Origin of the sequence: Streptomyces sp. WZ-12, from assembly GCF_028898845.1 — a bacterium.
Taxonomy (GTDB): domain Bacteria; phylum Actinomycetota; class Actinomycetes; order Streptomycetales; family Streptomycetaceae; genus Streptomyces.
Genome location: NZ_CP118574.1, coordinates 8,171,875 through 8,187,053 on the forward strand (window position 1 = coordinate 8,171,875; position 15,179 = coordinate 8,187,053).

A 15,179-nucleotide genomic window follows, 5' to 3' on the forward strand; every position below is an offset into this window, starting at 1 on the left:
CGTTCTCCTCTCGCTGACTGACTGGCTGGTTGGCGGGCGTCGTCGAAGTGCCCTTCCATGACACCGGAGTTGCGAACCAAGCCGCCCTGTTTGACGTTGACCTTGTGGCCGTTGCCGGCGTGACGGGATTCCTCGGCGGTGCTGCGGCGGGCGGAGTGCCCGGTGTGCAGGACCGCCCGGTCGGCGCGCTCGCCGGGACGGGGAGCGGTGGCGTCGATGGCCTTGGGGGCGGGGCCGAGATCAGTGATGGTGTGTCAATGGACGTGCGGGAACAGTGTCGATGACGGTGCGCCAATAGTGAATGCAGAGGTGCGGGTCGGCCCGTTCGGCGGTTCGTCGGAGCGGGCCTGACGGGGGTGATGACCGGTATCCCGGCCTCCGCTGGCGCCCTCGCCAACGGCCCCCACTGCCGGTGCGCGGTGTCGGCCGCGGCGGTGGACCACGTCGTCTCCGGCGGCGATCACGCTCCTGTGAACTTTCAGGTGCTGTGCGGTTGGCGTCGCGCGCGGAGGCGTGTGTCCGAGCGGAAACCGGCGAAGTGGCATGTCGGCGAGCTGAGTTGGCGTGCTGCGTCAGTCGGTTGCTCCTTTATGGGTCTCCTGGGTCTGGCCGGCAGCCCCTTTGGCGGTCGTGGCCCACGCACGGGCGACGGTCAGACTGTCCTCGTAGAACCGGTAGCGGGTGATCTCGCCCGCCGTAACAGTCAGTTGGAGCACGAACCAGCTCTCCATCGCCGCCCCACTGCGTATGACTCGGCTCCGGAAGCGGCCCGAGACTGCCGCTTCCGCGCCGTCCACGAGGGTCCGTTCGACAACGAATTCCTCCTTGGCGACATGTGTGGGGTGTGCGGTGAAGTAGTCGGCGACCTCGGAACGCGTCGTGCGGGTGCCGAGCCAGGGGACCTCGACCGCGCCGGGTACGTCCCAGTCCACTCGCTCGGCGAAGAGTGTCACGACTCCGTCGATGTCTCCCCAGGCAAGTCGGTCCAGGAAGCGTTCGACGGTCTCCGCGTGCTCGGGGGCGTCGATTCCGTTTGCATCACTTCGCACCTTCATTGGTGGTCGCTTACAAGGCATTTTGAACAGTACAGTCTAAAATTGGAGGCGGGCAACTCGGCTTGCCTCGCGGGCGAGTGACGGGCGGGCCGGGAGCCGGCGGCGAGCTGTGGCGCACCCGTGATGGCACTCGTTCCGCGAACTCCTGCGCCCGGTCGCAGTAGGGTCCGCCCCACCCTGTTCCAGGGGCTTGTCGGAGTGACTGAGTCCGACGCCGCGTGATCGGCTGTCCGCACGTTAGTCGCGCGGCGGAAGGTGGACAGGTGAGAGTCCGGATCGGGTACTCGGCATGGATCGTGGGCGTGGTGCAGTTCTTCGTCATCCACTGGATTGCCGAGTCGGCTTGGGTCAGGCCGTATAGCTGGGCGGGGAACAACATCAGCGACTTGGGCAACGCTCACTGCGCTCTGCAGCCAGATCCCGAGCCGCGGTATATCTGTTCCCCCGAGCACGGTCTGATGAATGCTTCGTTCGTCGCCCTGGGGGTGCTGTTCGTTGTTGGTGCCGCCCTGGCCGGTGGCGTCCTTTGGCGCGGGGGACGGGCCGCTACTGCTGCTCGTCTGCTGCTCGCCGGTGCCGGCGTGGGATTCGTGTTGGCCGGGCTGGCTCCTGCGGACGTCAACGAGAACCAGCATGTCCTGGGCGCCCTCTTCATCATGGCAGCGGGCAACATCGGCCTCGTCGTGGCGGGGTTCGGCCTGGCAGAACACGAACCGGCCCCCTTGCGGTGGGGCACCAGCCTGCTGGGAGTCGCAGCGATCACGGCCTTCGGGTTGTTCCTCTCCCGCCACTACCTTGGTCTCGGTATGGGAGGTATGGAACGGGCCGCTGCGCTTCCTCTCCTGCTCTGGGCGCTGACTGTCGGCGTTCGTGGCCTCATTCATCGGGCGGGTCGCATGTATGAGGCGAAGCCGGCAGAACGGCTCAGCCGTGATCGTTGACAGCTCTGGTCGGATCCCGGTTTGCCGCTCGGGCGGCTTCGAGATCAGGCCGGGCTTCGCCAGGCTCGCCAGTGAGCTGGTTTTTGTTCTGCTGCTCCAACCGGGTTGTTCGGCGCTGGAGTTCATCGATGTCGGTGGGGGCGCGCAGCTCTGACTCCTGCCAGGCGGCCTGGGCCCCATCGCCTGCGGCAGCCGCTTTTCCAGTCGGTGGACGTGGGCGGCCAGGCGGGCGTTGCGCGCCTGGGGGTTGGCGAGGTCGGCCTGCAGCGAGGCCCTGCTCACCGGCGAAGGCTGCCGTCGGGTCCTGTGCTGCCGGTTCGAGCTCGGCCGCGTGGACAAGTTCGAGCAGGTCGCGATGGCGGTAGCGGAAACTGCGGTCGCCTCCGGCCTGCCGGGCGATGGTCGAGACGCTGATCGGGGTGCCGTTCTTCGCGGCGTTCCTGGCTGCTGTGGCCACTCGCTGGCGGCGGCGCCAGCCCCAGAAGGTCAACTTAGCCTCCTCCTGCAACAACGCACCACGCAGGTCAGTACCCGAGAGAAGCCGATGGTGGCGACCAACAACGTCGCTCTGTAGTGGACAGTGAGTGCGTCGTATTGCGATGTTTCGGCTCGGTGCCTTCAACTAGTGGATCAGGTATCCGAGTTGGTGTCCTGGTCAGGCTCGCGCTGGAGTAGCCGCTGCAGTGCCGCGACGTGTCGGCTGTAGCGGGTCTGGCCCAGAGGGGTCATGCGGAACCAGGTGCGTGGGCGCCGCCCGACGCCACCCTTGCGGATCTCGATGTAGCCCGTGTCCTCCAAGGCGCGGCTGTGCTTGGACACCATTGAATCGCTGAGCCCCGTCGCCTCCCGGACCGTGCGGAACTCCACCCACTGCGGGCCTGCGGCTAGCAGCGCACAGATCGACAGCTTCGGCAGTTGATGGATCACGGGGTCCAGCCCCTCGGGCATATCAGTCATCGCTGCTGACCCCAGTCAGGATGTCGCCACGGATTCCCGCAGTCATCCAAGTCAGCAGGAACGCGATCACGCCTCCCGCGACCACCGAGATCACGACGGCCGTCCATGCGGCGCCGCTCGACGAACCGTTCAGCCAGCCCAGCGCGAACACGGCCGCCGTACTGCCCAGGCTCGCAAGAGCGAACGCGGTGAAACGCAGACGCAACGACGGGTACACCGCAAACGGCGACGCATCCCGCCGGTTCATCCCGGACCGCACGGAGAACACTGCGATCAACGCCAAGAACAGCAGACCGCCGACCTGGCCGTACGGCAGGTCCGGAACGCCTAAGCGTCGGTAGCCGGCCGCCGGGAACTCACTGCCAACCGCGAGCGTCCAGGACACCGCGCTCAACACTGGAAACCACCAGCCCAGCCGAACCCGGGCAGCCGCGGCCCGGCGCTGACGAGCCACAACATTCATGCTCACCCGGTACTCGTCCATCTACGCACTCCCACACGCCAAGTTACTTTCCAATTGGAAAGTACTTTCTCGATGCATACTTGGCAACCTGGGGCGGCGCATGAACGGTGGAACGCCACTCGTTCTCGACGAGTTCGTCATCTGCCATCTGCCATCTGCCATCTGCCATCTGCCATCTGCCGTCTGCTCGCTGCCTGAGGCGGCGAGCACATCGCCATCGAGACGGTCACCTGCATCGGCGCACCCGTCCGCGCAGGAGCCCTGTAGACCACGTTTATCGACGGCTAACTCTCCGGCGATGTAAGTGATTTGATGCTCGCTCACAAAAGTCATGGCCTCCGGCTAAGCCGACTGAGCCACTGTTGTCCTCGTCAGGCCAGGTGTCTGAGCCGACCGGCACGGTTGCCCACCCGAGGGAAAAGGTGGGGGAGGGAGGAGCTCCGGCGGCAGTCCGAGTGAGGCACCGGGGCGGCCGTCTACGCCTGTTGTGGTCAGTAACCTCAGTCCGGCGGGGCCAAGTCCCAGTCTGCCCGACGATGTGGCGAGGTAACTGACGTAACTGGCCCGCGAGTTGGGGTACTCCGTCCAGGCTGGGAACAGTCGATCGGTGGCGAGCAAGCCGGTGGTTGTGGCGGGATCTCCTCACTCTCGGACGGGCTTCGGCCATCGTTCAGGAGTTCTACCCAGCCGTTATTTCGAACTGGTTGCCTGGGGTGGACCGCGCTCCGGGACCGGCGGTCGCGACCACCGCGGCTGCTCTTCCCGGCAGTTGACCTCTGGAGGCACCCATGACCGGATCATCGTCACCCTCTTCCCACTCCCGTCCACGCCGGCAGCTGCGCCGCACCTTGGCGGCGCTCGGCGCGGCAGGCGTCGTGACCGCCCTGATCTCCGTCCCCGCCGCGACCGCGTCCCCCTCCGCCAAGGCGGACTACCCGTGTGAGCCGTACCTGAAGGCGTGGGCAGGCAAGACGGTGGTATCGCGGTGGAAGTTCCACATCGACGCCAAGGGGCGGCCTGACCGGGCGATAGCCGACTCGCTGGCTGCGGGGACCTCGCCCCGCAGTCAGTGCGAGACCGTCGTGGGCGGCTGGGGAGGCGGCGGCTACGACGGTGGCCACCTGATAGCCAGCACCCTCAAGGGTGTCAGCAAGCGCATCAACCTTGTGCCGATGAGGGCCTCGATAAACCGCGGGATCTACAAGAAGGTCGAGGGCGCGGCGAAAAAGTGCCTCTCCACCCTGGGGAAGAAGGACAAGCTCTCCTACGACGTCGCCGTCGGCTACCCCGATCCGAAGTCGGTCGTCCCGCGCGACATGACCGTGGCGATGACGGTGAAGAAGGGGAAGGGGAAGAAGGACTTGAAGGTCACCATCCCCAACCAGAACATCTCCCCGCAGAAGGAGGCCGCGCTGAAGAAGCAGCTCAACAACGGCCTCAAGGCTGCCGGTTGCCCGACGGTCTGACGCACACGGCCGGTGCGGCCCGCCCGGCCGCAGGAGCGGGCCCGAGGTGACTTCGTACGCAGTGAGGGCCTGGTGGACGATCCCACCAGGCCCTCACATCAAGTAGCGGGGACAGGATTTGAACCTGCGACCTCTGGGTTATGAGCCCAGCGAGCTACCGAGCTGCTCCACCCCGCGTCGGCACAATGAACTGTACGGCACTGTGCGGGATTGACCCAATCGGCGTCGGGGCGGCGTGACCAGCAGGATTCAGAGGGACTCGGTGGCCACCGGGGAAATTCGGGTTCGGTTGCGTCCGGGCCACCATGACCGACGTTGGTGTCGGACACGTCGCCCTCCAGCGGCGGATCACCCCAACCAGGGTTCCCGGGGCGGAGGCGCTCGTGGAGATCTGCGGTCTCGGCGTATACCTCTGGCTCTCCCTGTCGGCGGACGACGACGTTGCCGAGCAGCCCTATCCACCCTCCGGGACGGAGCACGTCGTGCGCGCGCAGCCAGCCGGCCGACGGGTCGACCCAGTGCCACGATGACGCGGCCACCAGGACGTCGAAGCGTCGGCCGCCACCCCGCGCGCGTGGGGGTCGTTGCTGACGGCGGAACTGCCGGTGGCGAGTTGGTTGTTGTGGCGCTCGTGGCTGTGGCACGTGGCCGGCGGCCGCCGCCTCAGCCGTTGTCGTCGCCCGCTGACGGCCACTTGTAGGGCCTTCGTTGGTCCGAGCTCGGCCTTGGATCGTCAAGGACGGTCGTTGTTGGTGCCCTGGGCTACCGTCGTGGTGGTCCTACCGGGCCGTTCCGCTCTCGCCTGGCCTCCATCAGCGGTCAGACGAGAGCGGTGTTGCTCGCTCTCTAATTTCCGGCACGAGAGCGGCTCTTCCGGATGGAAGACCGACACCGTTGGTGTCTGCTCCCATTGACGGGGGTTCGTCGTGCAATTGCAAGGAGATCCGGGAACTTCTACCGGATGTACACACGCGCCGTTTTCAGGTGCCGGAAACGGTCGCTGATGGTCAGCCTGGCGCTCCTCGCGACCGCCATTGTTCCGTGAATCCATGATCACGTGGCGTAGTGGCTTCCGGAGTGGTCATGCTAGTTGCCCTCCTCAACGGCCGGCTCGGCACCCGCAGTTGGGGATGTCACGACTTCCGGATGAGTCGTAAGGCACGACCGGCCCCAAGGAGCTTGCATGGCACGAAACCCGATAGTGATCAACACGGCCACGGTGGCGGTGTTCGCCTGGAGCATGGTGAGGGTCGCGGTGGGCGAAGCGGCGGAGATCATACCGCTCGCTTCCCTCCCCGGCCTGACGGTGCACCAGATCGTCGGTGGTGCCTGTCCGCACGGCGAGCTGTCTCCGGGGTACTGCGCGCCGCCGGTGCCCGACAAAGAGGACGGCGCCGCGTGACCAAGCCCTTCGAACCACAGGTGCCACCTCCAGCCGGGCCTGCTCCGACACGGCCCGGCCGCAAACTCGGGCCCATCGCGGACAACGTGGGCAGCGCCCACCGTGTGTGGTTGGAACCGATGCGCGACAGCTACCTCAAGAGCGGACTGACCATGAGCGAGCTCAGTGACCGAGTTCGGTTCGCCAAGTCCAAGATCTCCGAACTGCTCCGTGGTACAGGGCTGTACCCGCGCTGGGAGATCCTCCTGAGCCTGTCCGCCGAACTGAAGATGCCCCAATGGCCCCTGCAACGCCTGTGGCAGCAGGCGGCGTTCGAGGCGCAGAAGTCGAAGGAGTGGGTCGAACGATCCAGTGAGAAGGCTGCGCTCACCATGTCGCACCCCGTTCCCCCACTGGACCACCGCGCGTTCCGCGAACTGGTGGAGGACTGCTACGCCCTCTACGCCCAGGTCTTCCTCAACGACGACCAGCGCGACGCCGCGGTGTCAGACACCTTCGACATCCTGTGGCTGTCGTGGAATGACGCACTCGCCAGCCCCGACCTCCGTCGCTACGCCTGGAACGTCCTGCGTACCACCGTCATGTCCAGGACCCCTCACATCGACGGTCGTCCCGACTTCGCAACGGCGGCCTTCGACACCGTCGCGGTGCGGTCGTTGGCCGAAGCCGACCAGGCCGCCCGCACGATCCAGATCGAAGAGAGCCTCGGATTGTTCAAGGCAATGAGCCGCCTGCCCGACCATCAGCTCGACGTCATGGCGTTGCGCAACCTATGCGGGATGCCCGCCGAGCGCGTCTCCGCCCTCCTCGGCGTCCCGCTGGCCACCGTGGGGTCCGACGAGCGTCATGCCATCCACTTCCTGGAGAGCGTCATGTGCCCGCCGCCTGAGACCGAAGGGAACACCCCATGAGCATTCAAGAGATCCTCTCCCGAGCCTTGCTGGTCCGCGAACGCACACTGCCCCGCGACATCGTCCCCCTTCACGCGCTCACCAAAGATCCAGACACCTCCTCGGCCCGCACTCGCGCGTTCGACGAGGCGGCTGAGGACTTGCGAGCACTGTGCGAAACCCTCGTCGCACACGCCCCCGCTTCCTCCGTCACCAACTTCCTCACCGACCAACTCCCCGCACCTGGCAGCGCATTGATCCTGGCCTGCATCCTTCACCTCACCGACACCGATGACGGAGCGCGTTTTTGGTGGCAGTACGCAGCCGGCGCAGGCCATGCCTCCGCCGCCTACTGCCTCTACCTTCACCACCTGGCCCAAGGCGAGCAGGAGACTGCCGAATGGTGGCACCGCCAGACGGACAGTGTGCAGCCTCCGCCAGAAGCCGCACTCCACCACCCCCAACGCTCGGGTCCGGAGGGGCCTTCGGACCAACGCGTCACCGACCCGTCGACCACCACGATCCTGCGCGTCCTGCGCCACCTGGCAAGGTCAACCGTCCGCGAGCGCACCGCCGCGGTCACCGAACTCATGGCCTGCGTACCCAACGCGGTCGCCGTCGGCTACCTCCGCCAGCCCGAGGTCGAACTCCCCATCCCAGGCGGCGACTTCGCCCGGCAGATCCGCACCGTGCTCGACACCGCCGCACATGGGCCCGATGCCCCCGACGCGCTCCCCTCGCGCCCAGCCCCTCACGCACAACCCACCGACCCCAACCAGCCGCTGGATCGCCTCCCCACCGACTCCGCCAAGACGTTGCGGCCACCGATGGGTGAAACCGCAACTCGATGAACCCCGCCAGGCATCGGGCTCCTGGCCGACTGGCAACGTGCGCGGTGGCGCCGACGCATGGCGACTGCCGCTCTTCCGAGGCCACGTCGCTGTGTGCCGAGCAGTAGCCCAGCAAGGTACACGGCGGTATGCAAGGACGATGTGCTCGGCACGACACCTCACGATCCTCATGCGTTACGACGTGGAACGAGGACTCCTGGCACTGCCTGGTGCGTGGGTACTCCGGGCAGTGCCAACGCCCGTGCCGCGACGATCCGTCGATCGCGTCATTGCCCAGCCTGGCTGGTGGAGCCGTGCACCGGCTTCGACTGAGCGTAGTGGGCGCGAGATGAGTGGGTCGGAGCATCGGCAAGGGCTCTGACCTCCGGGACCTGCTCGCCGATTCCCTTCCTCGGGGCGTCCGTTGACCACGACTCGATGCGTGCCCTAGCGCTGCGTTGCCCGCCGGGCTCGATGTCGCCGTACCGCATCGCGGTTGGCGCACGCGTGGCAGCAGTAACGTTGTCGTCCGCCCCTGGTGAAGTCCGCGTACACGCGGCCGCATTCGGCCAGTGCGCAGCGGCCGAGCCGGTCCATGCCCCGACTGGTCAGGTGCAGGGCCGTACCCACGCTGACCACCGCCCGGACGACCGAGCCCAGGCTGAGGTCGTCGTCGCGGTAGTGGATGTGCCAGCCCCCGTCGGCGTGGTCGGTCACGCGCGGGTGCGCGGAGGCTGAGGCCAGCAACGCATTGAGCAGTGCGGCCCGTTGGGAATCCGTGCCGGCGTCGGCCACGGCCAGCCAGCGCGGGATGAACTCCAGGATCTCCGCCAAGTCCCCCTCATCCACTGGATGGTCGATGGCCATCCCCGCTGCCAGGCATTGCTCGGCAAGCTCCTCGGGAGTGCGCGGCGGCGCTGACGCGAGCTGGATCATCAGCCGCACAGGGTCTTCTCCGTAAGGGTTCTGATGCATAAGAGCATTACAGCATCCTGGTGCGGAACGGCCCCTTGAGGAGGAGGACAGAATGCAGCAACCCGGAACCGCAGCCGGAGGCGCGACTGTTGGACAGCGCCCACGGACGCCCGTCTCCGTGCTCGGACTCGGCGCGATGGGGCGGAAGTTGGCCCGCTGCCTGTTGGAGTCCGGCCATCCGACCACGGTGTGGAACCGCACCCCCGCAAAGGCCGAATCGCTCGTCGCGCAGGGGGCGTTACCTGCGCGGACGGTCGCCGAAGCAGTGGCCGCGAGCCCGCTGGTGATCGTGTGCGTGCTGGACTGCGATGCCGCCCTCCGGGTCCTGGAGCCGGTCGGGGCGGAGCTCTCCGGACGGGTGTTGGTCAACGTCACCTCGGACACCCCCGAGCGCAACCGCCAGGCAGCCGCATGGGCGGCCGGGCACGGCATTGCGTACCTCACCGGCGCCATGCTGGCGCCGCCCACCCTGCTCGGCAACCCCGAAGCGACCATCCTGTACAGCGGTTCACGCCGCGCCCACGAAGAGCACGAGGCCACGCTCAGGGTCCTGGCCGGCCGGGCTCCCTACCTCGGCCCGGACGCCGGAACCGCCACGGTCCACGACGTGGCGCTGCTCAGCCTCTACTACGCCGGCCTGGCCGGAATGGCCAACGCCTTCGCCCTGGCCGGCGCGCAGGGCGTACCGGCCGAGGACCTCGCGCCGCACCTCGACGTCATCCTGAGCCAATTCCCCTCCATCGGGGCGCGGATGGCCGGGGACGCCGATGCCAGGCACTACTCCAAGGAGGCGGACGTCCTCGCGATCCACACCTCGGGCCTCGCCCACATCATCAAGACCTCCCAGGACCACGGCGTCAGCGCGGATGTGCTCCGCGCGGTCAAGGGTTTCGTGGACCGGGCCATCGCGGCGGGGTACGGCGACACGGAGTTCGCCAGCGTGGTGGAGGTGCTGCGGGGGAGGGCGTCGGACGGAGCGAGGGCCGACGGGCTGTCAGATCACTTGTGTGAAGGGCAATTTGACGTGTGATCTGCTACTTGTTCGTCGGGCGTACGCCCTGGAAGTAGGTCAGCCAGGGCCGGATGTCGCCGTGGCCCACCAGTTCGAAGCCGACGCCTGCGAGGAGGTCCCCGAGGAGATCCACTCCGGAGTGCTCCATGGCGTGACCGGCCAATACGTGGACGAGGTTGCGGCCGAGCCGGCCCGTGGGCGGCCTGAACTCGGCGATGAGGAGGCGTCCGCCCGGCCGCAGCACGCGGTACATCTCGGCCAGGGCTACCGAACGCAGCTCCTCCGGGAGATGGTGCAGCATGAGGCTGTTGACCACGACGTCCATCGATGCGTCGGGCACGTCCAGTGACTCGGCGATCCCTTCCCGGTATGTGACCGCGGCGGCGGTGATCCGCTGGTCGAGGGTCTTGCGGCGGGCGTAGGCGAGGACGGACGGCGAGGGGTCGATGCCGAGCATCGTCCCTTCCGCGCCGACCCGTTGGGCCACGGGCCGGGTCAGGCCACCTGTGCCGCATCCCACGTCGAGAGCGCGGTCGCCGGCCTGTGCGCCGCTCAGCGCGGCGAGTTGGGCGAAGGCGCGCCGCCGCCTGCCGGCGAAGCCGAGGGCGCTGAACAGTTCGTAGGCGCGGGCCGGGCCGATGGTGACACCTGGGGTATCGGACCGCGGCGTGCCGTGCAGGAATCTTCCGAGGGCCATGCCTCTCACCTTGCAACTTAGTGACGGCTAAGAATGCGGCTAACTTAGTCGTGACTAAGAAAGCTCGCAAGCCGGGCCGGGCCGGGTCGGGCCGGCCCGGGTCTGGGCGCCGGCGTGTGCGGCGCGTTGGCCGGCTGCCCAGGGGGGCCGTGCCCGCCCTGCTGGTCGTTCGTCGCGGCGCACTCGTGCGTCATGACGCAGCATCAGCTCGCACAACGACCGGAAGCGATCACCGGTTAACCGTTGGATCGAGTCTCCGTCGGCCTTGTAGGTTCCTGGCGTGACTGAGGGCTGCAGCAAGGTGTGTATTCGACCCGCGGACGCGGCGGACGCCGCGGTGATCGCGCGCATCCATCTGATTTCCCGGGCCGCGACGATGCCGTACCTGCCCCCGCAGCGGCGCAGCCATGAGCAAGTGACCCAATGGGTCGGGGGCGTCCTGCTTCGGGAATGTCGCACCTGGGTCGCGGTGTGTGGCCCGGAGGTTCTCGGGTACGCGGCCGTTGAGGGCGACATGCTCGAACACCTCTATCTGCGCCCGGACTTCCGCCGCCAAGGCATCGGCACGCTGCTGCTCAACGAGGTCAGGCGGCACAACTCCGGCGGGCTGTCCCTGCACGTCTTCCAGCAGAACACCGAAGCCCGCGCGTTCTACCAGCGTCACGGCTTCACCGTCCTCGACTCCAGTGACGGAAGCCGCAACATGGAGAACCTGCCCGACATGACCCTTCGCTGGGTTCCGAGCAGTACGCGGTGACGCGCGTCGGGGGAGAGCGATGGCCTGACTCATCCGGCGATGCCGCCTGGGATGTCCCCATTGCGGCTCGGAAGTCGGATGCTCTCCCAACGGGCGAGCATCTGCCGAAAAGGTGGGGATAACCCCAGTGATCCCGCGGTGCCCCTTCCGGGATAATGATCTTGCAGCGGCGCTTCGGACCGAGCGTTCCTGCATCGAACGACCAGGAACGGGGACAGGGGACATGGCAGATCACGTCGCGTATGAAGCGGAGCCGCAAAGGGAGGCGCTGGCGCCGGCAGCCAGGGCGGAGCCGTGGCGACCGACGGTGCTCGGCCGCCTGCTGGCACCCTGGCGCGGACTGGCCCTGCTGGGGCTGGGCCTGCTCTCCGCGATGATGTCCTGGCTGCTGCTGATCTCGATGTGTCTGCTGTTCATCTGGCTCGGCTTCGCGATGGTGCCCGAGGTGGCCCGCGTCCTGCACACTCTGGCGAACCGTCAGCTCGAACTGGGCCGTCGCTGGTACGGCATGCCCCCGACCGCGCCTGGCGGCTCCGACACCAACCGGCCCACCTCACGCTCCACCCCGCTGCTCGTACGGCGCGTCCTGTCCGTGCTCCGGAGCCCGGCCACCTGGTGCGACCTGGGCTGGGCCCAACTCGCCGTCACCTTCCTCGGGTTCCTCGCGCTGCTCCCCTTCACCCTGCTCGTCCACGGGGCGTTCGGCATCGCGCTGCCGTACCTCTGGGATTGGGTGGCCCCCGCCTTCGACGGCAGCTGGTTCCTGTTCGTCCCGTTGAGCAGTCACACCACGCACATCGCCGCCGGTGTGGGCGTGGCGGAGATCCTCCTCGGTCTGTGGGCGGGGCCGTACATCCTGCGCGCCCAGGCCCGCCTCTCGCAGACCCTGTTGTGCCCGTCGGGCACCCGCCGGTGACCCACGCCAGGGACGGACTCCTGGTCCACCGGCGGTGGTTTCGACCCGTCAGAGGTCGTAAGCGGTCTCGTGCTTGGGTTGGTACAGGCCGATCGTGCCCGCTCCAGGCACGGCAAGGGTGGTGACCGAGCCCCAGCCTCGTTCGGTGATGTCCGTGGTGAACTCGACGCCCTTGGCCTTCAGGTCCGCGACGGTGGTGGCGAGGTCGTCGCACATGAGGAACAGTTCGACGACGCCGGCGGCGTGCGGGTCGGTCGGGTGCACGGCGAGTTCGCTCGGTGGGGCCTTGAAGATGAGCCAGCCGTCTCCGGCGTCGACGTTCGGCAGCCCCAACACATCGCGGAAGAACGCGCGTGCCTCTTCGGCGTCGCTCGCGTAGATGATCGTGTGCGCACCGTTGATCACTCGCTCATGCCCTTCTCATGAAAGCGCCTCACCCAGTGCAAAGCGCCACGGTGATTCTCCCTCGTGCCCGGGCGTAAACCGTGCATGCAGATGCCCGCCGTGGCCATGGCGGAAGGGCCGCTTCCGGCGATGCCAACGAGTTGCCGAACCGACTGCCGATTCCGTTGGGGCGATGACCAGCGGTGCAGCCAGCAGTGCTGATATTCCCCCATGCGCGCTGGTGCAACTGCATGCCGTCGGTCTCTGTTCGTCTCGGGAGAGCTGCCAGGGTTTCGGGTTCCGGGTTTGGGGTTCCGCGGAGGTTGCCGGCTGATGGGACATGTTTGTCGACGCCAGGTGGCTACGCTCCTTGCAACCAGCCTCGATCACGGGCGGGTTGCAAGTCGTCTCCGCGGGGAGGCTCTCCGTCAGGACTGGGCGAGGACGCAGAACTCGTGGCCCTCCGGGTCGGCCAGGCACGTCCACGGGACGTCACCCTGCCCGAGGTCGAGGTGGGTGGCGCCGAGGGCCCGCAGCCGAGCCACCTCCGCTGCCTTGCTGTCATCGGGGTACGGCAGCAGGTCAAGATGGACGCGGTCCGGCACGGTCTTCGCGCCAGGCGTGCGGAGGAACTCAAGATACGGGCCGACGCCCCTGGCGGAGCGCAACACCGCCCGATCGTCGGTCACTTCGTGCAGGGTCCAGTCCAGTGCCTCGTCCCAGAACCGGGCCATGGCCCGTGGGTCTTCGCAGTCGACGACCACCGCGGCAATCGGCCCGGTGTCCCGGTAGATCTCCCGAGGTTCCAACACGCAGAACTCGTTGCCCTCGGGGTCGGCGAGGACCGTCCACGGCACCGCGCCCTGGCCCACGTTGACGGGCGTTGCGCCGAGCGCCTGGAGACGCGCGACCAGCTCGGCCTGATGGGCGGCGGAGGTGGTGGCGAGATCGATGTGCACGCGGTTCTTCGTTGTTGTCTTGGATTCCGGGACGGGAACGACGTCGACGCAGACGGCGAGTGGGTCCGGCCAAACGGGGCCGCCGGCGGGTCCGACGTAGGTGGTCACGCCGGGGCTGTAGGCACTCCAACCGAGCGCCTCCGCCCAGAACCGGCCGACCGCCGGGGCGTCAAGCGCCTTGATGTTCACCTGAACAGGTCGCAGTGCCATGCCGGCGATCCTATGCACCCGCTCTGCCACGACACCCACCCACTCGCAGCGGCGACGGCGTTGGCTGGTGGTGCTGCACGTGCGGTGGATGGGCGGCCGAAGTCCCGGCTGGCATCGCCGAATTAACAGTCCACGACCAGGCTCGGCCCTTGAGATGATCCGGAGTCATGACCAGATTCTTCGTGCTGCTGTTCGCGTTGTCCCTGCCGTTCTGGATAGCCGGATCCGTCTTCCGGGGACCCGGCGTGCTGCCCATGGCCATGCCGGTGAGCGCCTTTCAGTTCGTCCTGCCGTTCGTCGTGGCATCGGTTTGCCGTTGCCGGGACGAAGGGGTGCGCGGGGTGAGGGCGCTGCTGAAGAGGTCGTTCTCCGTCCCCCGTCGAGGGCAACGGGTCTGGTGGGTTCCCGCCATCTTGCTGGTGCCTGCCACGATGCTGCTGTCGTACGGGCTGTTACCACTGGCCGGAGTGGTGCTCGACGGGCCGCATGAGCCGCTCGCGGCGGTACCCGCGCTCCTCGCCGTGTACGCCGTCGCTGCGGTCTGCGAGGAGGTGGGGTGGATGGGCTATGCCCTTCGCCCCTTGCAACGTCGGTGGGGAGCTTTCGGGGGCGCTGTGGTCCTGGGGGCGGCGTGGGCCGTGTGGCACGTCGTGGGATATCTCCAAGGAGGCCGCGCCGTATGGTGGATTGTGGGCCAGTGCCTGAGCACGGTGGCACTCCGGGTGCTCATTGTCTGGCTGTTCCACCGCACTGGCCGGGCCGTGCTCCCGGCAATCGTCATCCACACCCTGATCAATGTCGTCCAGTCGGTGTTCCCGGGCTACCCTCAACGCCCCGCCGCTGCCCTTGCGTTCGGCCTCGTCACCGCCGCCGCAGCCACGCTCGTGGCCCTCGCGTGGGGCGCGCGGACGCCGACGGGCTCTCGCGGCAACCCCCTTCGGGCCCGCGGCTCCGGAACTTGACGCGCAGCGCGGGGCGCACGTCTCCGCGGGGTGCCGGTGCACGTCGGCGCAAGCTCTCTACTGGGACGTTCGGCCGGCTCCCGCCCAGCTCAGGGCTGAGGGAGTGCCGCTGGGCATCACAGGCAAGCAAGCCATGTGCGGGCGACATTCTGCCTGAACTGGTCTGCCGGGAGGCGGGCTTGATCGGCACATCGGGGCAATCCTTTTCGCCGAGCAGGGCACATGGAAGATGTGTGCCCTGGCTGAAAGGCACCGTTAGCGCCCGGTGGGGGCTGCGCGGTCACATTGCCCCTGGTCGGCCCC

At 67.6% G+C, this 15,179-nt stretch carries 18 protein-coding genes and 1 tRNA gene; 10 read left to right on the plus strand and 9 right to left on the minus strand.

Annotated features, from left to right (window positions below; genetic code table 11):
• Window positions 1-572: 572 nt before the first annotated feature.
• Complete coding sequence (locus PV796_RS35855) at window positions 573-1,049, minus strand: nuclear transport factor 2 family protein (RefSeq protein WP_274917921.1); 477 nt, start codon at window positions 1,047-1,049, stop codon at window positions 573-575.
• Window positions 1,050-1,357: 308 nt separating this feature from the next.
• Here PV796_RS35855 and PV796_RS35860 point away from each other — a divergent pair, with 308 nt between their 5' ends.
• A complete protein-coding gene (locus tag PV796_RS35860; protein ID WP_274917922.1) occupies window positions 1,358-1,996 on the plus strand; it encodes a DUF998 domain-containing protein in 639 nt (212 codons plus the stop codon).
• Here PV796_RS35860 and PV796_RS35865 read toward each other — a convergent pair.
• The 3 genes from PV796_RS35865 to PV796_RS35875 all read right to left on the minus strand — a co-directional run bounded on the left by PV796_RS35865 (window position 1,980) and on the right by PV796_RS35875 (window position 3,437).
• Window positions 1,980-2,486, minus strand: a complete 507-nt coding sequence (locus PV796_RS35865; RefSeq protein ID WP_274917923.1) for a hypothetical protein — start codon at window positions 2,484-2,486, stop codon at window positions 1,980-1,982. The genes PV796_RS35860 and PV796_RS35865 overlap by 17 nt on opposite strands.
• 140 nt (window positions 2,487-2,626) lie before the next feature.
• Window positions 2,627-2,953, minus strand: a complete 327-nt coding sequence (locus PV796_RS35870; RefSeq protein ID WP_274917924.1) for a winged helix-turn-helix domain-containing protein — start codon at window positions 2,951-2,953, stop codon at window positions 2,627-2,629.
• Window positions 2,946-3,437, minus strand: coding sequence for a hypothetical protein (locus PV796_RS35875; protein ID WP_274917925.1), 492 nt, complete (start codon window positions 3,435-3,437; stop codon window positions 2,946-2,948). Before PV796_RS35875 ends, PV796_RS35870 begins: the two co-directional genes overlap by 8 nt.
• Before the next feature lie 767 nt (window positions 3,438-4,204).
• On the opposite strand from PV796_RS35875, the gene PV796_RS35880 reads away from it, so the two are divergent.
• Window positions 4,205-4,882, plus strand: a complete 678-nt coding sequence (locus tag PV796_RS35880) for a DNA/RNA non-specific endonuclease (protein WP_274917926.1) — start codon at window positions 4,205-4,207, stop codon at window positions 4,880-4,882.
• A 103-nt stretch (window positions 4,883-4,985) separates the two neighbouring features.
• Here PV796_RS35880 and PV796_RS35885 read toward each other — a convergent pair.
• Window positions 4,986-5,059: transfer RNA gene (locus tag PV796_RS35885), tRNA-Met, on the minus strand.
• Window positions 5,060-5,187: 128 nt separating this feature from the next.
• On the opposite strand from PV796_RS35885, the gene PV796_RS35890 reads away from it, so the two are divergent.
• The 4 genes from PV796_RS35890 to PV796_RS35905 all read left to right on the plus strand — a co-directional run bounded on the left by PV796_RS35890 (window position 5,188) and on the right by PV796_RS35905 (window position 8,025).
• Window positions 5,188-5,412 (plus strand): hypothetical protein, encoded by a 225-nt coding sequence (locus PV796_RS35890; RefSeq protein WP_274917927.1) that lies wholly within the window; start codon window positions 5,188-5,190, stop codon window positions 5,410-5,412.
• A gap of 653 nt (window positions 5,413-6,065) precedes the next feature.
• Entirely contained in the window at window positions 6,066-6,284 is a 219-nt protein-coding gene (locus PV796_RS35895; protein WP_274917928.1) for a hypothetical protein, read from the plus strand.
• 119 nt (window positions 6,285-6,403) lie between these two features.
• A complete protein-coding gene (locus tag PV796_RS35900) occupies window positions 6,404-7,195 on the plus strand; it encodes a sigma-70 family RNA polymerase sigma factor (RefSeq protein WP_274919359.1) in 792 nt (263 codons plus the stop codon).
• On the plus strand, window positions 7,192-8,025 hold the full coding sequence (locus PV796_RS35905; protein ID WP_274917929.1) for a hypothetical protein: 834 nt from the start codon (window positions 7,192-7,194) through the stop codon (window positions 8,023-8,025). The genes PV796_RS35900 and PV796_RS35905 overlap by 4 nt, the downstream gene beginning before the upstream one ends.
• Before the next feature lie 426 nt (window positions 8,026-8,451).
• On the opposite strand, the gene PV796_RS35910 is transcribed toward PV796_RS35905, so the two are convergent.
• Window positions 8,452-8,979, minus strand: coding sequence for a CGNR zinc finger domain-containing protein (locus tag PV796_RS35910; RefSeq protein WP_274917930.1), 528 nt, complete (start codon window positions 8,977-8,979; stop codon window positions 8,452-8,454).
• A 52-nt stretch (window positions 8,980-9,031) separates the two neighbouring features.
• Between PV796_RS35910 and PV796_RS35915 the strand changes: the two genes are divergently transcribed.
• Window positions 9,032-10,009 (plus strand): NAD(P)-dependent oxidoreductase, encoded by a 978-nt coding sequence (locus tag PV796_RS35915; protein WP_274917931.1) that lies wholly within the window; start codon window positions 9,032-9,034, stop codon window positions 10,007-10,009.
• Window positions 10,010-10,013: 4 nt separating this feature from the next.
• On the opposite strand, the gene PV796_RS35920 is transcribed toward PV796_RS35915, so the two are convergent.
• Window positions 10,014-10,688: a class I SAM-dependent methyltransferase gene (locus tag PV796_RS35920; RefSeq protein WP_274917932.1), complete on the minus strand. Its 675-nt coding sequence runs from the start codon at window positions 10,686-10,688 to the stop codon at window positions 10,014-10,016.
• A 280-nt stretch (window positions 10,689-10,968) separates the two neighbouring features.
• Between PV796_RS35920 and PV796_RS35925 the strand changes: the two genes are divergently transcribed.
• Together PV796_RS35925 and PV796_RS35930 are read left to right on the plus strand one after the other, a co-directional pair.
• Window positions 10,969-11,445 (plus strand): GNAT family N-acetyltransferase, encoded by a 477-nt coding sequence (locus PV796_RS35925; protein WP_274917933.1) that lies wholly within the window; start codon window positions 10,969-10,971, stop codon window positions 11,443-11,445.
• Between the two features lie 223 nt (window positions 11,446-11,668).
• Window positions 11,669-12,361 (plus strand): sensor domain-containing protein, encoded by a 693-nt coding sequence (locus PV796_RS35930; protein ID WP_274917934.1) that lies wholly within the window; start codon window positions 11,669-11,671, stop codon window positions 12,359-12,361.
• 48 nt (window positions 12,362-12,409) lie between these two features.
• On the opposite strand, the gene PV796_RS35935 is transcribed toward PV796_RS35930, so the two are convergent.
• Both PV796_RS35935 and PV796_RS35940 read right to left on the minus strand, forming a co-directional pair.
• Window positions 12,410-12,766, minus strand: coding sequence for a VOC family protein (locus PV796_RS35935; RefSeq protein ID WP_274917935.1), 357 nt, complete (start codon window positions 12,764-12,766; stop codon window positions 12,410-12,412).
• Between the two features lie 407 nt (window positions 12,767-13,173).
• Window positions 13,174-13,914: a VOC family protein gene (locus tag PV796_RS35940; RefSeq protein WP_274917936.1), complete on the minus strand. Its 741-nt coding sequence runs from the start codon at window positions 13,912-13,914 to the stop codon at window positions 13,174-13,176.
• A gap of 167 nt (window positions 13,915-14,081) precedes the next feature.
• Between PV796_RS35940 and PV796_RS35945 the strand changes: the two genes are divergently transcribed.
• On the plus strand, window positions 14,082-14,876 hold the full coding sequence (locus tag PV796_RS35945; RefSeq protein ID WP_274917937.1) for a CPBP family intramembrane glutamic endopeptidase: 795 nt from the start codon (window positions 14,082-14,084) through the stop codon (window positions 14,874-14,876).
• Window positions 14,877-15,179 lie beyond the last annotated feature (303 nt).

Bases quoted from the DNA above. Each gene is read 5' to 3' on its own strand.
- PV796_RS35940 (WP_274917936.1), bottom strand. From the start codon at position 13,914: ATGGCACTGCGACCTGTTCAGGTGAACATCAAGGCGCTTGACGCCCCG.
- PV796_RS35945 (WP_274917937.1), top strand. From the start codon at position 14,082: ATGACCAGATTCTTCGTGCTGCTGTTCGCGTTGTCCCTGCCGTTCTGG.
- PV796_RS35890 (WP_274917927.1), top strand. From the start codon at position 5,188: ATGACCGACGTTGGTGTCGGACACGTCGCCCTCCAGCGGCGGATCACC.
- PV796_RS35910 (WP_274917930.1), bottom strand. From the start codon at position 8,979: ATGCATCAGAACCCTTACGGAGAAGACCCTGTGCGGCTGATGATCCAG.
- PV796_RS35930 (WP_274917934.1), top strand. From the start codon at position 11,669: ATGGCAGATCACGTCGCGTATGAAGCGGAGCCGCAAAGGGAGGCGCTG.
- PV796_RS35920 (WP_274917932.1), bottom strand. From the start codon at position 10,688: ATGGCCCTCGGAAGATTCCTGCACGGCACGCCGCGGTCCGATACCCCA.
- PV796_RS35915 (WP_274917931.1), top strand. From the start codon at position 9,032: ATGCAGCAACCCGGAACCGCAGCCGGAGGCGCGACTGTTGGACAGCGC.
- PV796_RS35905 (WP_274917929.1), top strand. From the start codon at position 7,192: ATGAGCATTCAAGAGATCCTCTCCCGAGCCTTGCTGGTCCGCGAACGC.
- PV796_RS35875 (WP_274917925.1), bottom strand. From the start codon at position 3,437: ATGGACGAGTACCGGGTGAGCATGAATGTTGTGGCTCGTCAGCGCCGG.
- PV796_RS35880 (WP_274917926.1), top strand. From the start codon at position 4,205: ATGACCGGATCATCGTCACCCTCTTCCCACTCCCGTCCACGCCGGCAG.
- PV796_RS35870 (WP_274917924.1), bottom strand. From the start codon at position 2,953: ATGACTGATATGCCCGAGGGGCTGGACCCCGTGATCCATCAACTGCCG.
- PV796_RS35900 (WP_274919359.1), top strand. From the start codon at position 6,404: ATGCGCGACAGCTACCTCAAGAGCGGACTGACCATGAGCGAGCTCAGT.
- PV796_RS35895 (WP_274917928.1), top strand. From the start codon at position 6,066: ATGGCACGAAACCCGATAGTGATCAACACGGCCACGGTGGCGGTGTTC.